The organism is Microbulbifer sp., assembly GCF_036563125.1.
In the GTDB taxonomy this organism is placed as follows: domain Bacteria; phylum Pseudomonadota; class Gammaproteobacteria; order Pseudomonadales; family Cellvibrionaceae; genus Microbulbifer.
On sequence record NZ_DATCMV010000175.1, the window covers coordinates 1 to 20098 of the forward strand.

The window sequence follows — 20098 nt, forward strand, 5'->3', positions numbered from 1 at the left end:
CCTCAGCCCACTGCCGCACATCTTCCTGTATCTTGTCGATGAAGTAGGCTTCACTGTCGGACACGGCATAACCGGTAACCTGTGTGTCCGCCCCCAACATCTGGCAACCCAGCGTCAACCCCGCCTGAGTGCCGCCGCTGCCGCTGGCGCACACCAGCCGGTCCGGCTGAAACCCCAGGCTTTGACAGTCTGCGAGCAACTCTTCTGCGCACTGCAAATAACCCCAGATTCCAAGGCCGTCGCTACCTCCAGTGGGAATACATAGCGCACGATCCCCCTGCTTCTGGTAAAAGCTCGCCCATTCTTCAAACAACTCAGGCAATCGACTTACGTATTCCTTCAGTGGATAGACCGAAACACGGGCGCCGGCGAGATAGTCCATCAGCAGATTACCGTCAGGTATATTCCCGCTAGTTAGTTCGGCCGCACCACGAAGAATCAGGTGAGCTTTCATTCCGCACTTGGCCGCGGCAAGCGCCGTGGCCCGGCAATGATTCGACTGCTCGCCACCACAGGTAATCAGGGTATTGCACCCCCGTGCCTTTGCCTCGGCAATAATGTATTCGAGCTTGCGCACCTTGTTGCCGGACATGGCACTCTCGGTGAGGTCATCCCGCTTGACCCAGATTTGGGGCCCACCGAATGGTGTGGAGAAAAGCTCGGTGATCTTGTTTAGCGGTTGCAATGGCGTGGGCAGGTTCGCCAGGTGTTCACGGGCCGGATATTGGATGCTCACGGTCTACTTCCTTATCTATGCAATCTGCCCATATTCTGGGCATAAAAAAACCCGGCGGGAAACCGGGTTTTTTACTTTTCGCTCAAAACTCGCCAACACACCACCGTTGCGTGACATGGCAGAGATCGTGCGATCAGATATTTTTGATGGTGCCTTTCGGCAGTACGGCGTGTACCGCGACCTTCTGGAACTTCAGCTTCATATTGTCAGCCACTTCCAGAATCAGGTAATCGTCGTCAACTTTTTCCACACGACCGAGCATACCGCTGGTCATCACCACTTCATCGCCCTTCTTCAGCGCACCAACCAGTTCCTGGTGCTCTTTTTGACGCTTGCGCTGCGGACGAATAATAAACAGCCACATGAACACAAACAGACCAGCAAACATCAGCAGGGTTACCAGCGGGTTACCCTGAGGAGCCGGTGCGGCCTCTTGCGCCATAGCGGCAGGAATTAAGAAATCCATGTTCCAAACCTCGATAGAGTCAGTCGTAAATTCTGGGGGCCAACTCTAACGGCTTTGTCAAAATGAGGCAATCCAGAGCACCGGCGGCAAACCGGGGCACTGGATTACGTGATGCGAGGTTTCTGTAGAAATTTCTCAGAATCTTTGACGAACCTGACGGCGATACCCCGTGGGGGACATCCCGGTCCAGCGCTTGAATGCACTGGTAAAACTGGTTCTGTCGGAGAAGTCGAGAATGCGGGAAATACCATCCACGCTCAGTGCAGTATCCTTCAGGAAGTGCACCGCATGACGGAAACGCACGTGATCACGCAGAGAGGCGAAACTCAGGTTGTGCTCCTGCAAACGACGCTGCAGGGTCCGGGTAGACATACTGAGGTCAGAAGCTACGGGTCGAATTGCCAGAGATGCCTTTCCAATCCGTTGTTCCAGCACGTCGATTACTCGAGCGGCGATACCGAAGCTGGTAGCTTCTGGCGGCGCCAGCAACTGGTCAAGAATGTTCGGGTCACCGGACAGTCTTGCCTGCTGCAAGGGTTTGTCTTCTGAGAGCGAAGCTTGGTCTGGCTGAATATGGTTCATTGAGCTGCTCCTTGTTGGGTTCCTTGAGCCGCGGTTATTGTTCTATGCCCGCTTCCTGCGAGTCCCTATTTACCACTGCCAGCAATATGAATACCGCTACTGCTGACTACTACCTGGGTGCGGGGGCGCACCTGAAAACAGGCATCGAAGCCCTACCCAGAGTGAGTATTTTTTGTACAACTTCCTCGCACCACACCCAATCGCTCTGGGCCAGACGGTTGAGCGGCGCTCCTTTACACAAGCCAGTATAGACCATCTGAGGAGAATGCAAGGGACGACAGTGATTTTTTTTTAATTGGCGCACAAAACCTTGCATCCGCCACCCCTTACAATTAGACGCCCGAGCCCCCAAAGGCTCAGACCAGGTTTACGTCAATCCACTGCAGCACATCGTCATGGTGCGTCTTGGTTTTCACCTTGTCGATCACATGACGCAGGCGACCGTCCTTGTCGATGATGAAGGTGGTACGCAGCAGCCCCATATATTCGCGGCCCATGAATTTCTTCAGGCCCCAGCAGCCGTACTTGTCGGCGACCTTGTGATCCTCGTCCGCGAGCAGGTCAAAGTTGAGTGCGTACTTTTCAATAAACTTCTGCAGTTTGGCTTCCGGGTCCGGGCTCAAACCAAAGACAACCGTATCTCTGCTGGAAAATTCTCCAGCGCTGTCGCGAATACCGCAGGCTTGGGTCGTACAGCCAGGCGTCAGGGCTTTCGGGTAGAAGTACAGCACCACGTTCTTCTTGCCCTTGAAATCTTTCAGAGACACTTTGTGGCCGTCTTGATTATTCAGCGTGAATGCCGGTGCCAGATTGCCGACTTTGGGAAATGCCATATCCCCTCCCCTGCAGTGGATGTATCGGATAGATGAATGACGCGCGTCTTGCGCCGTGAAACGCGCGGATTATATCCAATAGACAACCAGACTGCAGACGGCGACTGTGCCGCTCAGAATTCCTGCAGGCGAAAACACTGCTCGCGGCGCGCGCGAAGCCCACAGCTGCCCAGTTTTTCGACAAGTGCTGCCTTTTCTGCATCGGTGAGAAACTCACCCACTTCCAGGCAACCTTCCGGACCGGTAAAGGTCACTGCGGCGGGTTCCGCCGGCGTGGTCCCCATACGTACCAGTATCGCCAGGCTGTTGCGGTCAAATTCGGTGTGGTAAACCGGGCGCTTGAGGCTACCTCGACTGGTATCCAGTATCACCCAATCGTCACTGATGCGAATCACCTCCCGCCGGGTACCCTCCATATATACGTAGCCGAACAGCACCGCCAGTAACAGGATTTCCAGTCCCGCAAAGGGAATGACCATCCATGCCCCCGCCAGTGCAAAAGCGATACTGATACCCAGGGATACAGCCACCAGCGAGATAAACACCCAGAGGTTACCTTCCAGCGATAGGGATTGATTGGGCGCGAGGAGAATGCAGGTCCGACGCCCGCGCGCGCCGCCGACTTCTTTGACCATGGGTACTGCTTCCATCACTGTGACGATTTCAGTGTAGGACAGCGGTTTTTCGAACCAAGGGTCACGTCAGCCAGGCAAGTCCGGACGCGTGCCCTGCCCTCCACCTCCACTGAACTACACTCTCCCGGAGTTGCGCACCAGCAAGTCAGTTTATCCCCCGCATGCGGTCACATTGCTCCGGGGCTGGATTTTCGCGCGGTCAGGGGGCAAGATGCCGGCGTCATTCGCCTGCGCGACCACAAGCCGCGCATATAAAGCCGCGTCATTGCCCTCGCGGGCATGCCCATCAGCAAACGCGAACAACAAGAGCACCATCATGCAAGTTGAATCCATTGATAAGCTTCTCAAATCCAGCCAGCGCGAAGGCCAGACTGTGCGCATTCAGGGCTGGATTCGCACCCGCCGCGATTCCAAGGCCGGCCTGTCCTTTCTCGCCGTGCACGACGGCAGCTGCTTCGACCCGATTCAGGTGGTCGTGGAGTCCAGCATCAACAATTACCAGTCCGAAGTCCTGCGCCTGACCACTGGCTGCGCAGTAGATATTGAAGGCACGATCAAGCCTTCCGAGGGCCAGGGCCAGGCCATCGAACTGCTTGCGACCAACGTTACCGTGGTGGGCTGGGTGGAGAACCCGGACACCTACCCCATGTCTCCCAAGCGCCACACCATGGAGCACCTGCGTGAGCACGCCCATCTGCGCCCGCGCACCAATGTGAGCGGCGCCGTGGCTCGGGTGCGCAACTGCATCGCGCAGGCGATCCACCGCTTCTTCCACGAGCGCGGCTTCAACTATGTGCACACGCCCATCATTACCGCCTCCGACTGTGAAGGTGCTGGTGAGATGTTCCGTGTGAGCACCCTGGACCAGTCCAACCTCCCCCTGACCGACAAGGGCGAAGTGGACTACTCCCAGGACTTTTTCGGCGAAGAAACCTTCCTCACCGTTTCCGGCCAGTTGAACGTCGAGAGCTACTGCCTGGCGCTGTCCAAGGTCTACACCTTCGGTCCCACCTTCCGCGCGGAAAACTCCAACACTACCCGCCACCTGGCGGAGTTCTGGATGGTGGAACCGGAAATCGCCTTTGCCGACCTGGCGGACTGCGCCAATCTCGCGGAAGAGATGCTGAAATACGTATTCAAGGCAGTACTGGCAGAGCGCCCCGATGATATGGCGTTCTTCGCCGAGCGCATCGACAAGGAAGCCATCAGCCGCCTGGAAAACATCATCGACAACGACTTTGCGCGCATCAATTACTGCGAAGCTATCGAGATCCTCGAGAAGTGTGGTGAGAAATTTGAGTTCCCGGTTTCCTGGGGCATCGACCTCGCTTCCGAGCATGAGCGCTACCTCGCAGAGAAGCACTTCAAGAAGCCGGTGATCGTGCTGAACTACCCGAAGGACATCAAAGCCTTCTACATGCGCATGAACGACGACGGCAAAACCGTGGCGGCGATGGACATTCTCGCTCCCGGCATTGGCGAAATTATCGGCGGCTCCCAGCGCGAAGAGCGCCTGGACAAGCTGGACGCGCGCATGGATGAAATGGACATTCCCAAGGATCACCTGGACTGGTACCGCGACCTGCGCCGCTACGGCACTGTACCCCACGGCGGTTTCGGCCTCGGCTTCGATCGCATCGTTTCCTACGTGACCGGCATGGGCAACATCCGCGATGTCATCCCCTTCCCGCGCACCCCACGCAACGTGAAATTCTGATCCGGTTTTTCACGAGCATAAAAAAACCCGCACATTGTGCGGGTTTTTTGATTTCACAAATCGGGATTCGTGAAATCAGGGCAGCAGGTGTGCAACAGCATCGCGCTCTTCAGCCAGCTCAGTCTCGGTAGCAGTCATCTTCTCGCGAGAGAATTCGTTGATGTCCACGCCCTGAACGATTTCCCAGTCACCGTTTTTGCAGGTTACCGGGAAGGAGTAGATCAGGCCTTCCTGAATACCGTAGGAACCATCGCTGTACACAGCCATGCTGGTCCAGTCGCCCTCTGCGGTGCCCAGCGCCCAATCGCGCATGTGGTCAATCGCAGCGTTGGCCGCGGAAGCCGCAGAAGAAGCGCCACGTGCCTTGATGATGGCGGCGCCGCGCTGCTGCACGGTTGGGATGAAGTCGGTCTCGTACCACTCCTGATCCACTTTGCCCATGGCGTCTTCACCATTTACCTTGGCCTGGTGCAGGTCAGGGTACTGGGTCGCGGAGTGGTTGCCCCAGATGGTCATGTGGGTGATGTCGTTCACGGTGGAACCGGTCTTGTTCGCCAGCTGAGTCAGGGCACGGTTGTGGTCCAGACGGGTCATGGCGGTGAAGTTGCGCGGATCCAGGTCCGGCGCGTTGCGCTGGGCGATCAGGGCATTGGTGTTGGCGGGGTTGCCCACTACCAGCACTTTCACGTTGCGCGCAGCGACTTCGTTCAGAGCTTTGCCCTGCGCGGAGAAGATGGCAGCGTTGGCTTCCAGCAGGTCCTTGCGCTCCATACCCGGGCCGCGCGGACGAGCACCAACCAGCAGTGCGTATTCAACGTCTTTGAAGGCAACGGTAGCGTCGTCGGACTGTACGATACCAGCCAGCAGCGGGAACGCGCAGTCTTCCAGCTCCATAGCCACGCCTTTCAGGGCTTCCAGTGCAGGAGTGATTTCCAGCAGCTGGAGAATGACCGGTTGATCCTTACCGAGCATCTCACCGGAAGCGATGCGAAACAGCAGCGAGTAGCTGATCTGACCGGCGGCGCCGGTAACTGCGACACGAACAGGTGCTTTCACGATTAATCTCCGTTGTTTTCAGGCGCCCGCATTATAGGGCCTCGTCAATAAATTTCATTAGCCTTTGGTCGGAACCGGGCCAAATTCGTCAGGCCAAATCCTTCGCCGAGCCTGGATAGCGCGCTTTTAATGCTGTGTACAGCTGATTGCTGAAATCTTCTGCGGAAGCGTCCAAAGATTGAGCAACGTCTGCCAAGTGCTCGTTGTCTTCTCGCCCTGCCCAGAGTTTCTGATAGCTGCCGTCTTTGTAACCGTGGTCCTGGCGGAAACGGTTCAGGACATTTTTGCCCACATAGCGACGATAGAGATCATCAAACGGCAGCTCCACATCGGCCATCATTTGCGCAAAACCCACCAGGTCGAACTGTTTTGTAACCAGGGTTTTCAGGGTGAAGGCTTCCAGATTCTCACGGAAATCACCGGCTCTGGGTGCTTGTGCAGAAAGTTGCTGCTGCATTTTTTCTGCAACCTGTTCCGGCGACCCCTGCTGCAGCTCCAGGCTCAGGCCGAAGTGCCAAATATCCACCAGCTCGAGTTTCACCTGCTCCATTTCTGGCTGCTGTTTTTTCCACCACTTCCAGCCGTAGTGATCCAGCAACTCCGCGCTTTCCACCCAGATGGCGCGGTACCAGGCAAAATTTTGTGCACGCCAGTTTTCGTTCACCAGCGTGTTGATGTCGTCCTGCAGCGCCAGCATGGTCTGCAATTGCTGTTGCAACATAAGCAATTCCCGATAATTAAGTGGTCGCGCTCAGGCGGCGCGAGGAAAAAGTCGATGGAAGTTTTCGGTGGTGGCTTCGGCCAGCGCCTCGTAACTGATACCGCGCTGGTCGGCGATAAATTCGGCCACCTCGCGCACATAGGCAGGAATGTTCGGCTTGCCGCGATACGGCACCGGTGCCAGATAAGGTGAATCGGTTTCCACCAACAACCGGTCCAGCGGTACTCGTTTGGCCACTTCACGCAGCTCTTCCGCATTTTTGAAGGTCACGATACCGGACAGGGAAATGTAGTAGTTGAGGTCCAGCGCGGCCTTCGCCATGTCCCAGCTCTCGGTGAAACAGTGCAGTACACCGGCATGTTCACGACTGCCGTGGGTGCGAATCAACTCGATGGTGTCTTCACGGGCGTCGCGGGTGTGGACGATGACAGGCAGCCCCACCTCGCCTGCGGCCTGCAGGTGGGCGATAAAACTTTGTTGCTGTACTTCTTTGGTTTCAGTGCTGTAGTAATAGTCGAGGCCGGTTTCCCCCAGCGCCACCACCTTGGGTTGTGCCGCGAGCGCCTTCAGCTTTTCCACGTCCGCGAGCCCGGAGTCCACGTCCAGCGGGTGCACACCCACAGAACAGACCACGTCTTCGTAGCGATTGGCGATTTTCACCACATCGTCCACATTCTCGAGACTGATACCGACGCACAGGAACTTGCCCACGCCGCGACTGCGCGCAAGCGCCAACACCTCATCGAGGTCGCCGTCGAATTTGTCCAGTTTGAGCCTGTCGAGATGACAGTGCGAATCTACCAGCATGAAACCTGTCCCGTGGGTTACGGACCGCCCGCGACGGGGCGATTGTCATGAAGAAAGCCGGGAATTATACAGACTGGCGCCCCGGCGCGCTCGTCATGGCGCCGGGGATATTCGCTGAAAAGATGAATTTAGAGCGTGTGAGTGGGGCGGCTGGATTCGAGGGATCCCGCCAGCAGGGTTTCAATCTTGCTCTGAGCGGTGTGCTCTTTGTCGCTAAACTGGATACCGATACCCGGCGTGCGATTGCCCTGGGCGCCGGTTGGGGTAATCCATACCACTTTTCCCGCAACCGGCAGCTTTTCCGGTTCATCCATCAGGCTGAGCAGCAGGAAAACTTCATCGCCGAGGCTGTAGCTCTTGTCGGTATTGATAAACAGACCACCATTTTTCACAAATGGCATATAGGCCGCATATAGCACGGATTTGTCCTGAATTTTCAGCGACAGGATACCGTTGCGGGCACCGCCCCCCATACCTTTCATACTCAACCCCATTCCTTTGGCCGCATAGCCCCTGCGCCCTGAAATTTTCGTGTTTAGCTCTTTTTATACCCGCGATCCCGCTGCGGACATTCGCTGTAACTTACCGCGCACGGGCGCAGCCTGTCTACTGGCCTGAAGTATCCTATTCGACAACTCAGCGAAAAAGCGCGGCCCAGCGAATCATGAGCTCTTCCAGCAACAAGCGCTTATTCGGGTTGCTGTTCCCGTTGAGCAATCCGCGCGCCTTCAACAGCTGGTCGTAAAAGCCGAATAGTCGCCGCATACCTTCGGGTCCGCCACCGGGCAATCGCTGTAACAGTGCCATGATGGTGCGCTCACTGCCACTATCGGTGCTGCGCGCACGCAACATCTGCCCCACCCAACTCTGCCAGCATTGCAGCAGCAGGTTGAGGTCGCCCCCCTCCCCCGGTGACTCCCAGCGTCCAGCCAGTGTGACCGGACTCTCGTCGCCGCGGGTCAGTGCAGTGATATCTCCAAGAAACTGCTCACGCAGCTCGCGGGATTCCGGCTCCATCAGACTGACCGCCAGCAATGGCGCGCCGCCGGCGAGCGTCAGCGCACCGATGGCAACCTCACCTTCCACCCCACTGTCATTCAGCCAGCGCAACGCCGACTGCTGTGGCGGTACCGGGAACGCAATCGTCTGGCAGCGGCTGCGGATAGTCGGCAGCAGGCCGGAGGGATTGTCGGTAATCAAAAGAAAGACGACTGAACCGGAGGGCTCCTCCAGGTTCTTGAGCAGTGCGTTGGCCGCGTTGATGTTCATTGACTCCGCCGGTGCCAGCCAGACCACCCGGGCGCCCCCGCGACCACTGGTGCGCCCGACAAACTCACCGAGCTGCCGTATCTGTTCGACCTTCAGTGGCCCCTGCACCTTTTCTGGCACTACGCGGATAAGGTCCGGGTGGGAACCGGCAATGCGCAGCTGGCAGCCTCGACACTCACCGCAGGCAAGTCCGTGCCGGGGCTGATCGCACAGCAGCAGCGCGGCAAAGGCATCGGCAAACCGCCGCTTGCCGAGACCGGGCTGACCGCTGATCAGCAGCGCATGTGGACAGCGGCCGGCGGTCCACTGGGCGCCGAGGCGCTGCCACTGCGCCGCCTGCCAGGGCAAGGGGGACGGAATGGCGGGCTGTCTTTCGACGACGGTTTCTTCGCTCACAGAATCATTTTTCATAGGCTTGTCATCAAGGCGCCGCGGCAATCGCTTCCAGTGCCTGCGCCAGCTGCTGCTGCACTTCTGGCAGCGGCCTGGCGGCGTCGACGATGGCATAACGCGAAGGCGCCGCTTCTGCGCGCTCGAGGTAAGCCGCACGCACTTTCTCGAAAAACACCTGCTGCTCACTTTCAAAGCGGTCCGCTTCCCCAGTGGATGCGGCCCGTTCCAGCCCAATTACCGGGTCGAGATCCAGCAGTAATACTCGGTCGGGGCGCAGGTCGCCCTGCACGGTCTGCTCCAGCTCACCAATTAGCGCGCGGTCCAATCCGCGACCACCACCCTGGTAGGCATAGGTGGCATCGGTAAAGCGATCGCACACAACCCACTTACCTGCGGCCAGCGCCGGCAGTATGACGCGGCTCAGATGCTGCGCACGCGCGGCGAATACCATCAGTAGTTCCGCAGTGGGATCAACCGCCTCTTCGCGCTTTTCCAGCAGCAGCGTGCGCAATTGTTCCGCCAGTGGCGTGCCGCCCGGTTCACGGGTCTGCACAAAGTCGATACCGCGCGCGTCCAGCCACTGGGTAATAAACCGAAGGTTGGTGGACTTGCCGACGCCCTCCCCACCTTCCAGGGTGATGAATTTGCCTCTGGGTAAATCTGTCATGAATTCGCTAGTGGCCTGTTGTGCGTGTGCACGAAATAGTTTTGTTGTTGAAATTGTTAACGTGTATCGATCAATCGCGGTTCTTGGCTTCCACCGGCGCTGAACGGTAATCGGAACGACGCTTTAGCTGGTATTCCTGCACTGCGCGATTATGCTCGGAAAGCGTCGCGGAAAAATGATGCGAGCCATCTCCCTTGGCAACAAAATAAAGCGATTCGCCGGCCTTGGGGTGCATTGCCGCACGAATTGCCTCGCGCCCGGGTAACGCGATCGGCGTCGGCGGCATACCGCTGATTACATAGGTATTGTACGGGGTGGCTGCACGCAGATGCGAACGCCGCAGATTGCCATCGTAGCTATCACCAAGACCGTAAATCACTGTGGGATCGGTCTGTAGCCGCATACCCTTGCCCAATCGGCGTACAAATACACCGGCGATTTCATCCCGCTCCCAGGGCACACCGGTTTCCTTCTCGACGATGGACGCCATGATGAGCGCTTCATAGGGGTTGTTATAGGGCAGATCTTCCGCGCGTTGCTGCCACTCTTCCGCCAGCACATTTTCCATTCGCTGGTGAGCCTGACGCAGAAGGTCCAGGTCCGATGAGCCAGAGCGGTATACATAGGTATCAGGGAAAATTCGGCCTTCCGGGTTGCCTTCAATACCGAGCGCCGCTGCCGCGCTGGCCACTGTTTCACCGTCCTGTGTGGACCTGATCCGCTTGGCGTTGCGAATCTGCGCCAGTGCCTGCTGGAATGTCCAGCCTTCCACCAGGGTGACACGGTAGCGGGTAACATCGCCGCGATGCAGTCGCGCCACCAGATCCATGGCATTGCTGCCGGCGGGAATCATATATTCGCCCGGGTGAATACTGCCCTGCTCTTTTATCCGGGCGTACAACCGCACCCACACCGGTGAACGGACCACACCCTGCTCGTGCAGTCGATTGAGAACCCTGGAGAGATTGCTGCCGGACTCAACATCCATACGCAATCCGTTCAGCGGCAGAGACAGTGGCTTGACCAGCGCATGCTGCGCGGACCAGAAAGCCGCGGCACCGCCTGCAACTCCGAGAAAAAACAACACCAGGAATCCACGCAGCCACGAGTTCAATCCGCGTTTGCCCGCGCTGCCGGTATTCGCCTTCGCATTCGATGTTTTTTTCTTTTTCGCTACCACGTTGCTTCTACCATAATTTATCAGCCACCAGCTGCTGCAATGCCCTTGTCGCGGAACCTGTGACCAGTGGCTGCGACCGCTCGATCACCGGGGCCTGAATTCCGACCACCGCCACCACACCGCGCACGCTGTTACACACTGCCAACTCTTCCGCGCCCAGCACATCAGCAAGGCTCAGGTGATGTTCGCCGATTTCCACATGACCTGCCAGCCACTCGAGCATCACCCCCCTTACCCCACAGCGGGAGAGGTCCGGAGTCAACCACCGGTCGCCCTTTCGCAGCAAAAGATTGCAGCGCAGCGTTTCGATAACGTAACCCTGGCTATCAAACAGCAAGCCCTCGGGAAGCGGCCCTGTGTGAGCAACCTGCGGCAATTCCGCCGCGGCGCGCTCATACAACCTGCGCTGCAGTAATTTACAACCAGAGACCGATACAGGCGCACAACCACTTCTCGTTTCTGCCGCGCCTGAAGATATGAACGGAGAAATCACCGCTTCAGGCTCGAGCACAGTTTCACAGCAGATCAGGTTAACCCCGAGATCCCAGGGCGATGCGGATTCGAGTGGTACCGCAGCAAAATCCCAGTACACCTCCCCCAGCCAAAATCCGTAGCGGAAGCGGACTCTCGCACCGTAGCGCCAGCTTGCGGTATTGCGAGCAATGCACTCTGCCGCAGCTTGGACCTGCGAAAGCAAAAAAGAATCCGCATGTGCGCAGCGCGCAAATCGAGCAAGGTGCAGAGGTAACAGGGGAATAGCACCGCTTTCGGCGCGCATGGTCTCCAGCAGACCGCTGGAGAACTCGCCATCTTCAGGCAGCGATTGCTGGCTGCCGGAGGAAGAATAAAACTGCGGGGCTGACTGAGTCACAAAGAAAGGAAAGCCGAGCGGATGCGACCTGGAGAAGTCGCATCCGCCGCGTTTGACAATGTCAGGTCAGACATCAGACTCGCTGAAAAATCAGCGAACCGTTGGTGCCACCAAACCCGAAGGAATTGGACAGCACCGCGTCGATTTTCATCTCCTGCGCGGTGTGAGGCACCAGGTTTACACCCAGGCAATTCTCATCCACGTTGTCCAGATTGATGGTGGGCGGCGCTACCTGATCACGCAGGGCCATCACCGAGAAAATCGCTTCAATGGCACCCGCTGCACCCAGCAAGTGGCCGGTCATGGATTTGGTGGAGCTGACCGCGAGCTGGTCCAGACAGTCTTCAAATACCGAGCGAACTGCAGCGATTTCCGCTTTGTCACCCAGGGGAGTGGAGGTGCCATGCGCGTTGATGTACTGAATCGCGGAGGCGTCCAGGCCGGCGTCATTCAGCGCATTGGCCATGGACAGTGCAGCACCGGCACCGTCTTCAGGTGGGGATGTCATGTGGTATGCATCGCCGCTCATACCGAAGCCACTCAGCTCAGCGTAAATTTTTGCTCCGCGAGCCTTCGCGTGCTCGTACTCCTCGAGCACCAGTACACCGGCACCTTCGCCCAGCACAAAACCGTCGCGATCTTTATCCCACGGGCGACTGGCCGCCTGCGGATTGTCGTTGCGGGTGGAAAGTGCGCGCGCTGCACAGAAGCCGCCGAGGCCTACCGGAGTGGTCACCATTTCGGCGCCGCCACACACCATCACGTCGGCGTCACCGTATTGAATAGTGCGCAGGCCGAGACCAATGGCGTGGGTGCCCGTGGTACAGGCAGTAGTGGTGGAAAGGTTCGGGCCTTTCATACCGTATTTGATCGACAGATTGCCCGACACCATGTTGATGATGGCTCCGGGAACAAAGAACGGAGAAACGCGACGCGGGCCCTTCTCCGCAATCAGCATGGCATTGTTTTCGATCGCGGCAATACCACCCATGCCGGAGCCGATACAGGCACCTACGCGGGGAGCGTTGGCTTCAGTCACTTCCAGGCCGGAATCTTCAACGGCCTGCACTGCCGCACTCATGCCAAACTGCAGAAACAAATCCATTTTGCGCGCTTCTTTCAGCGCGACGTGAGGCTCGGGGTTAAAGTTTTTTACCGTCGCGGCAAACTGGGTGCTGAATGCTGATACATCAAAGGTATCAATCGGCACTGCGCCGCTGGAGCCAGCCAACAAGGCGGACCAGGTATCTTCAAGGGTATTTCCCAGCGGACTAATTGCGCCCATTCCGGTGATAACAACTCTTCTACGCGACACTTGCGCCTCCCCCGAAATCAATCAAACGCACCGGAAACTTAAATGCCAATTCCGGTCGCTTTTTTACAAGGTTCAAATAGACGGAGAGCCGCGCTATGCAACATAGAACGGCTCTCGCAATACTTCAGTAATGGGTAAAACTACCCTTTACTTGAGCTATCCAGCTGGAATCAACCGAGGTTCTGGTTGATGTAATCGATGGCCAGCTGAACAGTGGTGATTTTTTCTGCTTCTTCGTCAGGAATCTCAGTTTCGAATTCCTCTTCCAAAGCCATTACCAGCTCAACTGTGTCGAGGGAGTCAGCGCCCAGATCTTCAACAAAGGATGCTTCAGGTTTTACATCTTCTTCCTTCACGCCCAGTTGTTCAGCAACGATCTTTTTTACGCGCTCTTCAATGCTGCTCATGATTCAATTTAACTCCTAGTGGATAAAAATCTGATTTGGTCGCTGTTTAAAAGTTGCCCACGTCATGTGGTTATTCAGCAACCGGCTAACACAGCTTATGGTTAATGCGAGGCGGCATTGTACCCTGATTTTTTCGGGATGTAATGCACCGCCTCCCAGCAACCCTTGAATGATAAATATTTCTTTATCAATCAATCACTTATGGCGATTTTCTCGAGAGAAAATCAGCCCATATACATACCGCCATTCACGTGAATGGTCTCTCCGGTCACATAACCGCCAGCGTCGCTGGCCAAAAATGCGACAACAGATGCAATCTCTTCAGGTGCACCAAGTCGGCCCAGAGGAATTTTACTCATCAGCACTTCGCGCTGAGCATCCGGCAGCACCTTGGTCATATCGGTGTCAATAAAACCCGGCGCAACGGTATTAACAGTAATTCCGCGAGAGCCCACTTCCGCCGCCAATGCGCGCGCAAAGCCCGCTACGCCTGCCTTGGTAGCAGCGTAGTTGCTTTGGCCCGGATTGCCCATGCTTCCAACAACGGAACTGATATTGATGATGCGACCCCAGCGCGCCTTGGTCATATCCCGCAGGCAGCTCTTGGTCACGCGGTAAACCGCGGTGAGGTTGGTATTCAGTACAGAATCCCACTCGTCGTCTTTCATGCGCATCAACAGGTTGTCCTGAGTAATGCCCGCATTGTTAACGAGAATGGTGGGCGCACCGAACTCAGCTTTTACTGAATCCAGAACAGCACTAACACTTTCAGGATTGGTGACATCCAGCTCTTTACCGGCGCCTTTTACGCCCTTCTCTGCGAAACGCGCAGAAATTTTTTCAGCACCGGCAGCGCTGGTAGCAGTACCAATCACAATGGCACCCTGCGCACCCAGCAGGTCCGCAATTGCAGCACCAATACCGCGGCTGGCACCAGTTACCAGGGCCACCTTGCCTTCGAGCGAAGTTGAAAAAGTCATAATTTTTCCCGTTTGCCAAAATGCCGCACCCGCCATCTTGCGACGGCGTACAAGCAATCGGCTTTGTTTATCTTATTGTGCGGTGGATTTTACGGCTTCCGACAACTGTGCCGGCGTTTCGATATTGTGCGCGACGAGATTGCGGTCGATACGTTTCGCCAGTCCTGCAAGAACCTTGCCCGGACCACACTCAACCAGCTGCCCGATACCCGCAGCGGCCATTGCCTCTACGCACGCCGTCCAGCGAACCGGGCTGTAAATCTGCTCTACCATCAGGGACTTGATCGCGGATGGGTCAGATTCCATTTTGGCGTGCACATTGTGGACGACCGGTGTTTGCGGCTCGAGGAAAGTAGTCGCCTCGATCTGCGGCGCAAGTTTTTCTGCCGCAGGGCGCATCAGCTCGGTATGGAAAGGTGCGCTGACCGGCAGTGGCATGGCGCGTTTGGCACCGGCAGCCTTACATGCCTCGATCGCACGCTCAACAGCTGCGGAGCTACCGGCAATCACCACCTGCCCCGGAGAGTTATAGTTCACCGCCGCCACAATCGCTCCCTGCGCAGCGTCTGCACAGGCGCTTTCTACGGCCTGATCGTCAAGACCAATTACCGCCGCCATAGCGCCCTCGCCAGGCGGTACCGCCTCTTGCATCAGGCGGCCGCGCTCGCGTACCAGACGCACGGCGTCTTCAAAGGCCAGCACACCGGCACAGACCAGTGCAGACCACTCGCCAAGGCTGTGACCTGCCATCAATGCGGGTTTTGCGCCGCCCTGGGAGAGCCATGCACGATAGAGCGCCACGCTCGCGGTGAGCAGCAGCGGCTGGGTGCGTTCAGTGAGATTGATGTCTTCCTGGGAACCGTTCTGGCACAGATCCCACAGATCGTAGCCGAGAACGGAGGAAGCTTCGGAAAAGGTTGCGTTGATTTCAGGGAAGGCCTCGGCCGCTTCCGCCAACATACCGATCTGCTGGGAACCCTGGCCGGGAAATACAAACGCCAAAACTGGATTGGTCATGGAACATCCTTCAACCAAATAAGTGGAGCCTTAACTGGGAGGGTCTGGAAGCGGCGCCACTGACCAGAGGTGTGAATCAATCACACCCGGTGTGACGCTGGTTTTGCAGAGCCATGGCCCTGCCCAATTGTTGCGCCAGATCCGACTCAGCGCACTCTTTCGCCGTAAGCATGGCGCGGTAAAACGCCTCACTACTGGCACCGCCATGACTTTTAATGACGTTGCCTTCCAGCCCCAAAAAGCTGGCGCCATTATAGCGGCCGGGTTCTAGCTGTGCGCGCCATTTTCGCAACAAATTTATGGCTAATTGGCCAAAAAAACGCTTTATCGGCGCTTTTTTGTCAATGGTAAACGTCTTTTGACCAATTAGTCGTATGACGCCCTCGGCGGCTTTCATGGCCACATTTCCCATCAGGCCATTGCACACCACCACATCGACAATACCGGTAAAAATATCGTGACCTTCGACAAATCCCACATAGTTAATATCGGGATCCGCCTGCAGCAGCTGCCCCGCCTTGCGAATCTCCTCGGTACCCTTGTGCTCCTCGGCACCGATATTCAGTAGCGCGACAGTGAGATCGGATTTACCGGAAAACACCCGCTGGGCCTCCAAACCCATCCGTGCGAACTGCACCAAATCTTCGGCACTGCAGTCGATATTGGCACCGAGATCAAGCAGGAAGCAGGATCCATCTTCCGTAGGCAGGGACTTGCCGAGCGCCGGGCGGCGCACACCCTCTACCGTGCCGACAATACTGCGCCCAAGCGCCAGCAGCGCTCCGGTATTTCCGGCGGTGACCATTGCGCCACAATCACCGCCAGCCACCGCCTCGAGCGCCTTGGCCATGGAGGATTCACGCTTGTGCCGCAGAGCCTGCACTGGATTACAGCCCTGGGTAATCACCTGGACACAGTCAATCACCTCGAGACGCTCGCGTACCGAAGGGGGCTCTTTAATCAGGAGGGTTTGCAGCTGGGAACGGGGGCCGAACAGTTTCAGTTCCGCCTGGGGGAAGCGAATGAGGAATCTAGAGCAGGCCGGAACGACAGAGCGGGGACCTAAGTCCCCGCCCATCGCATCCACGGCCAATCGTAATTGGCTGGACAAAACTTACTCTTCTTCGGAAGAGCCGCCGACGTCGATCACTTTGCGACCACGGTAGAAACCGTCTTTGGTCACGTGGTGACGGTGATGCTTCTCACCGGTAGTCGGATCTACGGACAGAGTCGGTCCGCTCAGCGCATCGTGAGAACGACGCATGCCGCGACGGGAACGGGTTTTTTTGTTCTGCTGAACAGCCATTTGGTGCTCCTTAACATAACTAACAGTTAACACCGGAACCGGGGCGCCTACCGGCGAGCCCAAACCCTTCAAACAACTCTTAAGACTTGTTTGACGAACCCTTCAACTGTTCCAGTACTTTAAAGGGGTTTTCTTGTTGCCCTACTGCTTCCTGCGCCTTCTCACCGCTGCGGAACTCATCCCGTGGGACGCACTCCTCTTGGTGATAGGCAACCATCGGCAGGTTGAGCAAAATTTCATCTTCCAATACCTGATACAGATCCAGCTCGTCGCCTTCCTGTATCACCGGATCCAGAGATCGGGGCAGGTTTTTGCCCTGCTCTTCAGACCACACAAAGCCCCAGGCAATATCCGCTTCAATCTGCTCCCTAACCGGCTGCAGGCAGCGCTGACAGGTCAGCTCCACTTGCAACTCGACATGCCCGGTAGCAACCTGATTGCGCTGCAGGTCCCGGGCAAAGTCCAGGGTGACCGCAACGTCGTCAACAACGGATTCCGTTGAGGACACCAGTCGGGGCAATGCATCGCGCGGTATAACGCCGTCCAGATGCTGCTCGCGCTGCACCAGTTTTCGGGCATCTATGCGGCGCGGAAGCGCAGTTTTCTGGGGGGGTATCGACATAAGCGCGCAATTCTATGGACTCACCTGAGCCTTGTCAAAACAATTCAACCACCGCATGATCAGCGCCCGAACCCCAGCGGCACACCGGCCACACACTGGTGTTTCACGACACCAAACAAATCGGGTCACTAAATTCATGCGCCAACTGATTTTAGCCTCAAGCTCCCCCTATCGCCGCGCCCTGCTCGAAAAGCTGGGCATCCCCTTTGAGTGCCAAGCTCCCTATATAAAGGAAGAAGCATTTGACGGAGAGTCGGCGGGTGAGCTCGCCACCCGCCTGGCAACGGAAAAGGCGCTTGCACTGACCAGCAAGTTTCCGGATGCCCTGATCATCGGCTCGGACCAGGTTGCGGAATGTCGCGGGCGCCTGCTAGGCAAACCCGGCAACACAGACAACGCGGTGGAACAGCTGCAGTTCTGCTCCGGCCACCCGGTCAACTTTCATACGGGGTTGTGCCTCGCGGACGCAAAAAGCGGCAAGCACAGCACACTATGCGACACCTTCACCGTGCACTTTCGCAATCTCAGTACCGATGAAATCCAACGCTATGTCGAGCGCGACCAACCACTCGACTGCGCCGGCTCCTTCAAAGCCGAAGGGTTGGGTATCGCACTATTCGAAAAAATGGAAGGGAACGACCCAAATACACTAATCGGACTCCCATTAATTCGACTAATCGACCTACTCAAACTGTATCAGCTGGACCCTCTCAGCCACCCTGAAAGCTGATCAGGGCGCCACTCAAGCCACTAGGGGCGGCCAGTGCAACAGCTCCGCAAAGTGGTCAATGATTCGCTGGGGGGCACATTCATTGAGCCGCTCCCGACTGTGCACACCATAACTTACGCCGATAGCCGCCATATTGATCGCCGAAGCCATCTTTAGGTCGTACTCGGTGTCTCCGACCATCACCGCCTCACGCACATCCCGCCCCGTCTCCCGAAGGATCTCCCACAACATAAGCGGGTCCGGCTTGGATGCGGTTTCATCGGCGCAGCGGCTGGTCACAAACAGATGCCCGATGCCGTGCTCCTCAAATTCACGACTGAGCCCTCTGCGACTTTTCCCCGTGGCCACCGCCAATTGATGGCCGGCCACAAGCAATCTATCGAGGGTTGCCCACACACCGTCAAAAAGCGGGAGAGGCTCACCGCGCGCCGCCAACCATTCCTGCGCATAGTACTCGCGCAAATCGTTCCGCTGCTCCTGGTCGGCGGCGGGAAACAGAATGCCAATGGCCTCCGGCAGTCCCAGGCCGATGATATTGCCGATCACCTCCGGAGCCAGCACCGGTAGTCCTGCCCTACCTGACGCGCGCTGCATACAGGCAACAATACGCGCCTCGGAATTACACACCGTGCCATCCCAATCAAGAATCACCAGCATCGAGCCCATCTCCCCCTCAAAACTGTCAACACCGAAACACCCGAATCATCAGGCCCGGCGCAGGTTGGCAAGCACCGCCTCCAGCTCCGACGGCAGTGGCGCCTTAACATCCACTTTCCGGCCATCCGGCAATGTGCACCGCACCCCCGCAGAATGCAGGAAAAGCCTCTTCAAACCCTGCTCACGAAAGGCGCTATTGATCTCATCCGGCGTGTACTTGGCATCCCCGGCCAGGGGGCAGCCTACAAACTGTGCATGCACTCGGATTTGGTGAGTACGCCCGGTGACCGGCTCAGCGGACATCAGGGTCGCACCATTGAATCGCTCCTCCACCTGAAAGCGGGTCGTCGACGGCTTGCCTTCGCCATCCACCACCACCATGCGCTCGCCGCTCTTCAGGGTGTTTTTCTTTAGAGGCGCCTCAACAATTTTTCGCCCCCGCGGCCACTTACCGGCCGCCAGCGCCAGATAGGACTTGCCGAGCTTGCCCGCGCGCAGTTCAGACTGGATATGCAGCAGGACCGCACGTTTGCGCGCCACCAGGATGGCGCCACTGGTATCCCTATCGAGGCGGTGCACCAGCTCCATAAACGGACTTTCCGGATACATTTGCCGCAGGGCCTCAATCAACCCCAGGCGCACACCGCTACCACCGTGCACGGCCAGCCCCGCCGGCTTGTTCACCACCAGCAGACCACCCTCATCAAACAGGATTGCGGACTCCAGCGCCTTGCGCAGAGAGTCACCCGCAACCGCCGGCGCTGACTCCTCAGCCATACGGATTGGCGGCACCCGCACCAGGTCACCGCCCTGCAGACGATACTCGGCCTTCACCCTTCCTTTATTAACCCGCACCTCCCCCTTGCGCAGAATCCGGTAAATGCGCGAACGCGGCACCCCCTTCAGGCGGGCCTGCAGGAAGTTGTCGATGCGCTGCCCCGCCAATTCTTCGGGAACGGTAAAAAATTGCACGCCGGGGCCTTGGGGCGATGGCGACTGATCAGTACTCATGGAGAAATGCACGACCTGGGAAGTGAATACGGGAGGGTTACTGCTTACCGCGCGCATAATAGCCCCATGCCCTGCCCATTTAAAGCGCCGCAATTGATGCGGAAAATATGCCGTGGTATA

The 20098-nt window shown here is 57.3% G+C and carries 24 protein-coding genes; 2 read left to right on the plus strand and 22 right to left on the minus strand.

Annotated features, from left to right (window positions below; genetic code table 11):
• From VIL80_RS14750 to VIL80_RS14770, 5 genes are all read right to left on the minus strand, one after another.
• Positions 1-736, minus strand: a 736-nt coding sequence (locus tag VIL80_RS14750) for a 1-aminocyclopropane-1-carboxylate deaminase/D-cysteine desulfhydrase (RefSeq protein ID WP_332036857.1), incomplete at its 3' end; no start/stop codon positions are given.
• A gap of 133 nt (positions 737-869) precedes the next feature.
• On the minus strand, positions 870-1202 hold the full coding sequence (gene yajC / locus VIL80_RS14755) for a preprotein translocase subunit YajC (protein ID WP_332036858.1): 333 nt from the start codon (positions 1200-1202) through the stop codon (positions 870-872).
• A 135-nt stretch (positions 1203-1337) separates the two neighbouring features.
• A complete protein-coding gene (locus tag VIL80_RS14760; protein ID WP_043316188.1) occupies positions 1338-1784 on the minus strand; it encodes a helix-turn-helix domain-containing protein in 447 nt (148 codons plus the stop codon).
• 356 nt (positions 1785-2140) lie between these two features.
• Complete coding sequence (bcp, locus tag VIL80_RS14765) at positions 2141-2617, minus strand: thioredoxin-dependent thiol peroxidase (protein WP_332036859.1); 477 nt, start codon at positions 2615-2617, stop codon at positions 2141-2143.
• Positions 2618-2730: 113 nt separating this feature from the next.
• Positions 2731-3252, minus strand: coding sequence for a DUF2244 domain-containing protein (locus VIL80_RS14770; RefSeq protein WP_332036860.1), 522 nt, complete (start codon positions 3250-3252; stop codon positions 2731-2733).
• A gap of 316 nt (positions 3253-3568) precedes the next feature.
• On the opposite strand from VIL80_RS14770, the gene asnS reads away from it, so the two are divergent.
• On the plus strand, positions 3569-4969 hold the full coding sequence (asnS, locus tag VIL80_RS14775) for an asparagine--tRNA ligase (protein WP_332036861.1): 1401 nt from the start codon (positions 3569-3571) through the stop codon (positions 4967-4969).
• 75 nt (positions 4970-5044) lie between these two features.
• Here the strand turns inward: asnS and VIL80_RS14780 are convergent, their stop codons facing one another.
• The 15 genes from VIL80_RS14780 to VIL80_RS14850 form a co-directional block, all read right to left on the minus strand.
• Positions 5045-6025, minus strand: coding sequence for a malate dehydrogenase (locus VIL80_RS14780; RefSeq protein ID WP_332036862.1), 981 nt, complete (start codon positions 6023-6025; stop codon positions 5045-5047).
• Positions 6026-6113: 88 nt separating this feature from the next.
• On the minus strand, positions 6114-6746 hold the full coding sequence (locus VIL80_RS14785) for a dUTP diphosphatase (RefSeq protein WP_332036863.1): 633 nt from the start codon (positions 6744-6746) through the stop codon (positions 6114-6116).
• Between the two features lie 30 nt (positions 6747-6776).
• Entirely contained in the window at positions 6777-7553 is a 777-nt protein-coding gene (locus VIL80_RS14790) for a TatD family hydrolase (RefSeq protein WP_332036864.1), read from the minus strand.
• 128 nt (positions 7554-7681) lie between these two features.
• Positions 7682-8035 (minus strand): PilZ domain-containing protein, encoded by a 354-nt coding sequence (locus VIL80_RS14795; protein ID WP_332036865.1) that lies wholly within the window; start codon positions 8033-8035, stop codon positions 7682-7684.
• A 154-nt stretch (positions 8036-8189) separates the two neighbouring features.
• Positions 8190-9233, minus strand: a complete 1044-nt coding sequence (locus VIL80_RS14800) for a DNA polymerase III subunit delta' (protein ID WP_332036866.1) — start codon at positions 9231-9233, stop codon at positions 8190-8192.
• 10 nt (positions 9234-9243) lie between these two features.
• The gene (gene tmk, locus VIL80_RS14805; protein ID WP_332036867.1) at positions 9244-9882 is read right to left on the minus strand and encodes a dTMP kinase; all 639 of its coding nucleotides are present in this window, start codon (positions 9880-9882) and stop codon (positions 9244-9246) included.
• Between the two features lie 70 nt (positions 9883-9952).
• Positions 9953-10969 carry an endolytic transglycosylase MltG gene (mltG, locus tag VIL80_RS14810; protein ID WP_332036868.1) on the minus strand — a complete coding sequence of 339 codons (1017 nt, stop codon included), beginning with the start codon at positions 10967-10969 and terminating at the stop codon, positions 9953-9955.
• A 100-nt stretch (positions 10970-11069) separates the two neighbouring features.
• Positions 11070-11933 (minus strand): aminotransferase class IV, encoded by an 864-nt coding sequence (locus tag VIL80_RS14815; RefSeq protein WP_332036869.1) that lies wholly within the window; start codon positions 11931-11933, stop codon positions 11070-11072.
• 73 nt (positions 11934-12006) lie between these two features.
• Positions 12007-13248, minus strand: coding sequence for a beta-ketoacyl-ACP synthase II (gene fabF, locus VIL80_RS14820; protein ID WP_332036870.1), 1242 nt, complete (start codon positions 13246-13248; stop codon positions 12007-12009).
• A 170-nt stretch (positions 13249-13418) separates the two neighbouring features.
• Complete coding sequence (gene acpP, locus VIL80_RS14825; protein WP_010130751.1) at positions 13419-13655, minus strand: acyl carrier protein; 237 nt, start codon at positions 13653-13655, stop codon at positions 13419-13421.
• 224 nt (positions 13656-13879) lie between these two features.
• Positions 13880-14635 (minus strand): 3-oxoacyl-ACP reductase FabG, encoded by a 756-nt coding sequence (fabG, locus tag VIL80_RS14830; RefSeq protein ID WP_332036871.1) that lies wholly within the window; start codon positions 14633-14635, stop codon positions 13880-13882.
• A 72-nt stretch (positions 14636-14707) separates the two neighbouring features.
• Positions 14708-15652: an ACP S-malonyltransferase gene (fabD, locus tag VIL80_RS14835; RefSeq protein ID WP_332036872.1), complete on the minus strand. Its 945-nt coding sequence runs from the start codon at positions 15650-15652 to the stop codon at positions 14708-14710.
• A 76-nt stretch (positions 15653-15728) separates the two neighbouring features.
• The gene (plsX, locus tag VIL80_RS14840; protein ID WP_332036873.1) at positions 15729-16763 is read right to left on the minus strand and encodes a phosphate acyltransferase PlsX; all 1035 of its coding nucleotides are present in this window, start codon (positions 16761-16763) and stop codon (positions 15729-15731) included.
• 3 nt (positions 16764-16766) lie between these two features.
• Positions 16767-16958 carry a 50S ribosomal protein L32 gene (rpmF, locus tag VIL80_RS14845; protein ID WP_043316110.1) on the minus strand — a complete coding sequence of 64 codons (192 nt, stop codon included), beginning with the start codon at positions 16956-16958 and terminating at the stop codon, positions 16767-16769.
• Between the two features lie 79 nt (positions 16959-17037).
• Positions 17038-17580, minus strand: a complete 543-nt coding sequence (locus VIL80_RS14850) for a YceD family protein (protein ID WP_332036874.1) — start codon at positions 17578-17580, stop codon at positions 17038-17040.
• A gap of 136 nt (positions 17581-17716) precedes the next feature.
• Here VIL80_RS14850 and VIL80_RS14855 point away from each other — a divergent pair, with 136 nt between their 5' ends.
• The gene (locus VIL80_RS14855) at positions 17717-18310 is read left to right on the plus strand and encodes a Maf family protein (RefSeq protein WP_332036875.1); all 594 of its coding nucleotides are present in this window, start codon (positions 17717-17719) and stop codon (positions 18308-18310) included.
• A 12-nt stretch (positions 18311-18322) separates the two neighbouring features.
• Here VIL80_RS14855 and VIL80_RS14860 read toward each other — a convergent pair whose 3' ends face one another.
• Together VIL80_RS14860 and rluC are read right to left on the minus strand one after the other, a co-directional pair.
• On the minus strand, positions 18323-18967 hold the full coding sequence (locus VIL80_RS14860; protein WP_332036876.1) for an HAD-IA family hydrolase: 645 nt from the start codon (positions 18965-18967) through the stop codon (positions 18323-18325).
• 48 nt (positions 18968-19015) lie between these two features.
• Positions 19016-19978 (minus strand): 23S rRNA pseudouridine(955/2504/2580) synthase RluC, encoded by a 963-nt coding sequence (gene rluC / locus VIL80_RS14865; RefSeq protein ID WP_332036877.1) that lies wholly within the window; start codon positions 19976-19978, stop codon positions 19016-19018.
• Positions 19979-20098: the final 120 nt, after the last annotated feature.

What these genes read in the sequence shown, in the direction of transcription:
- VIL80_RS14860 (WP_332036876.1), bottom strand. Translation starts at nt 18,967, where the DNA reads ATGCTGGTGATTCTTGATTGGGATGGCACGGTGTGTAATTCCGAGGCG.
- tmk (WP_332036867.1), bottom strand. Translation starts at nt 9,882, where the DNA reads ATGACAGATTTACCCAGAGGCAAATTCATCACCCTGGAAGGTGGGGAG.
- VIL80_RS14795 (WP_332036865.1), bottom strand. Translation starts at nt 8,035, where the DNA reads ATGAAAGGTATGGGGGGCGGTGCCCGCAACGGTATCCTGTCGCTGAAA.
- fabG (WP_332036871.1), bottom strand. Translation starts at nt 14,635, where the DNA reads ATGACTTTTTCAACTTCGCTCGAAGGCAAGGTGGCCCTGGTAACTGGT.
- VIL80_RS14760 (WP_043316188.1), bottom strand. Translation starts at nt 1,784, where the DNA reads ATGAACCATATTCAGCCAGACCAAGCTTCGCTCTCAGAAGACAAACCC.
- VIL80_RS14855 (WP_332036875.1), top strand. Translation starts at nt 17,717, where the DNA reads ATGCGCCAACTGATTTTAGCCTCAAGCTCCCCCTATCGCCGCGCCCTG.
- VIL80_RS14800 (WP_332036866.1), bottom strand. Translation starts at nt 9,233, where the DNA reads ATGAAAAATGATTCTGTGAGCGAAGAAACCGTCGTCGAAAGACAGCCC.
- asnS (WP_332036861.1), top strand. Translation starts at nt 3,569, where the DNA reads ATGCAAGTTGAATCCATTGATAAGCTTCTCAAATCCAGCCAGCGCGAA.
- bcp (WP_332036859.1), bottom strand. Translation starts at nt 2,617, where the DNA reads ATGGCATTTCCCAAAGTCGGCAATCTGGCACCGGCATTCACGCTGAAT.
- rluC (WP_332036877.1), bottom strand. Translation starts at nt 19,978, where the DNA reads ATGAGTACTGATCAGTCGCCATCGCCCCAAGGCCCCGGCGTGCAATTT.
- VIL80_RS14770 (WP_332036860.1), bottom strand. Translation starts at nt 3,252, where the DNA reads ATGGTCAAAGAAGTCGGCGGCGCGCGCGGGCGTCGGACCTGCATTCTC.
- VIL80_RS14790 (WP_332036864.1), bottom strand. Translation starts at nt 7,553, where the DNA reads ATGCTGGTAGATTCGCACTGTCATCTCGACAGGCTCAAACTGGACAAA.
- yajC (WP_332036858.1), bottom strand. Translation starts at nt 1,202, where the DNA reads ATGGATTTCTTAATTCCTGCCGCTATGGCGCAAGAGGCCGCACCGGCT.
- fabD (WP_332036872.1), bottom strand. Translation starts at nt 15,652, where the DNA reads ATGACCAATCCAGTTTTGGCGTTTGTATTTCCCGGCCAGGGTTCCCAG.
- acpP (WP_010130751.1), bottom strand. Translation starts at nt 13,655, where the DNA reads ATGAGCAGCATTGAAGAGCGCGTAAAAAAGATCGTTGCTGAACAACTG.
- VIL80_RS14785 (WP_332036863.1), bottom strand. Translation starts at nt 6,746, where the DNA reads ATGTTGCAACAGCAATTGCAGACCATGCTGGCGCTGCAGGACGACATC.
- rpmF (WP_043316110.1), bottom strand. Translation starts at nt 16,958, where the DNA reads ATGGCTGTTCAGCAGAACAAAAAAACCCGTTCCCGTCGCGGCATGCGT.
- VIL80_RS14850 (WP_332036874.1), bottom strand. Translation starts at nt 17,580, where the DNA reads ATGTCGATACCCCCCCAGAAAACTGCGCTTCCGCGCCGCATAGATGCC.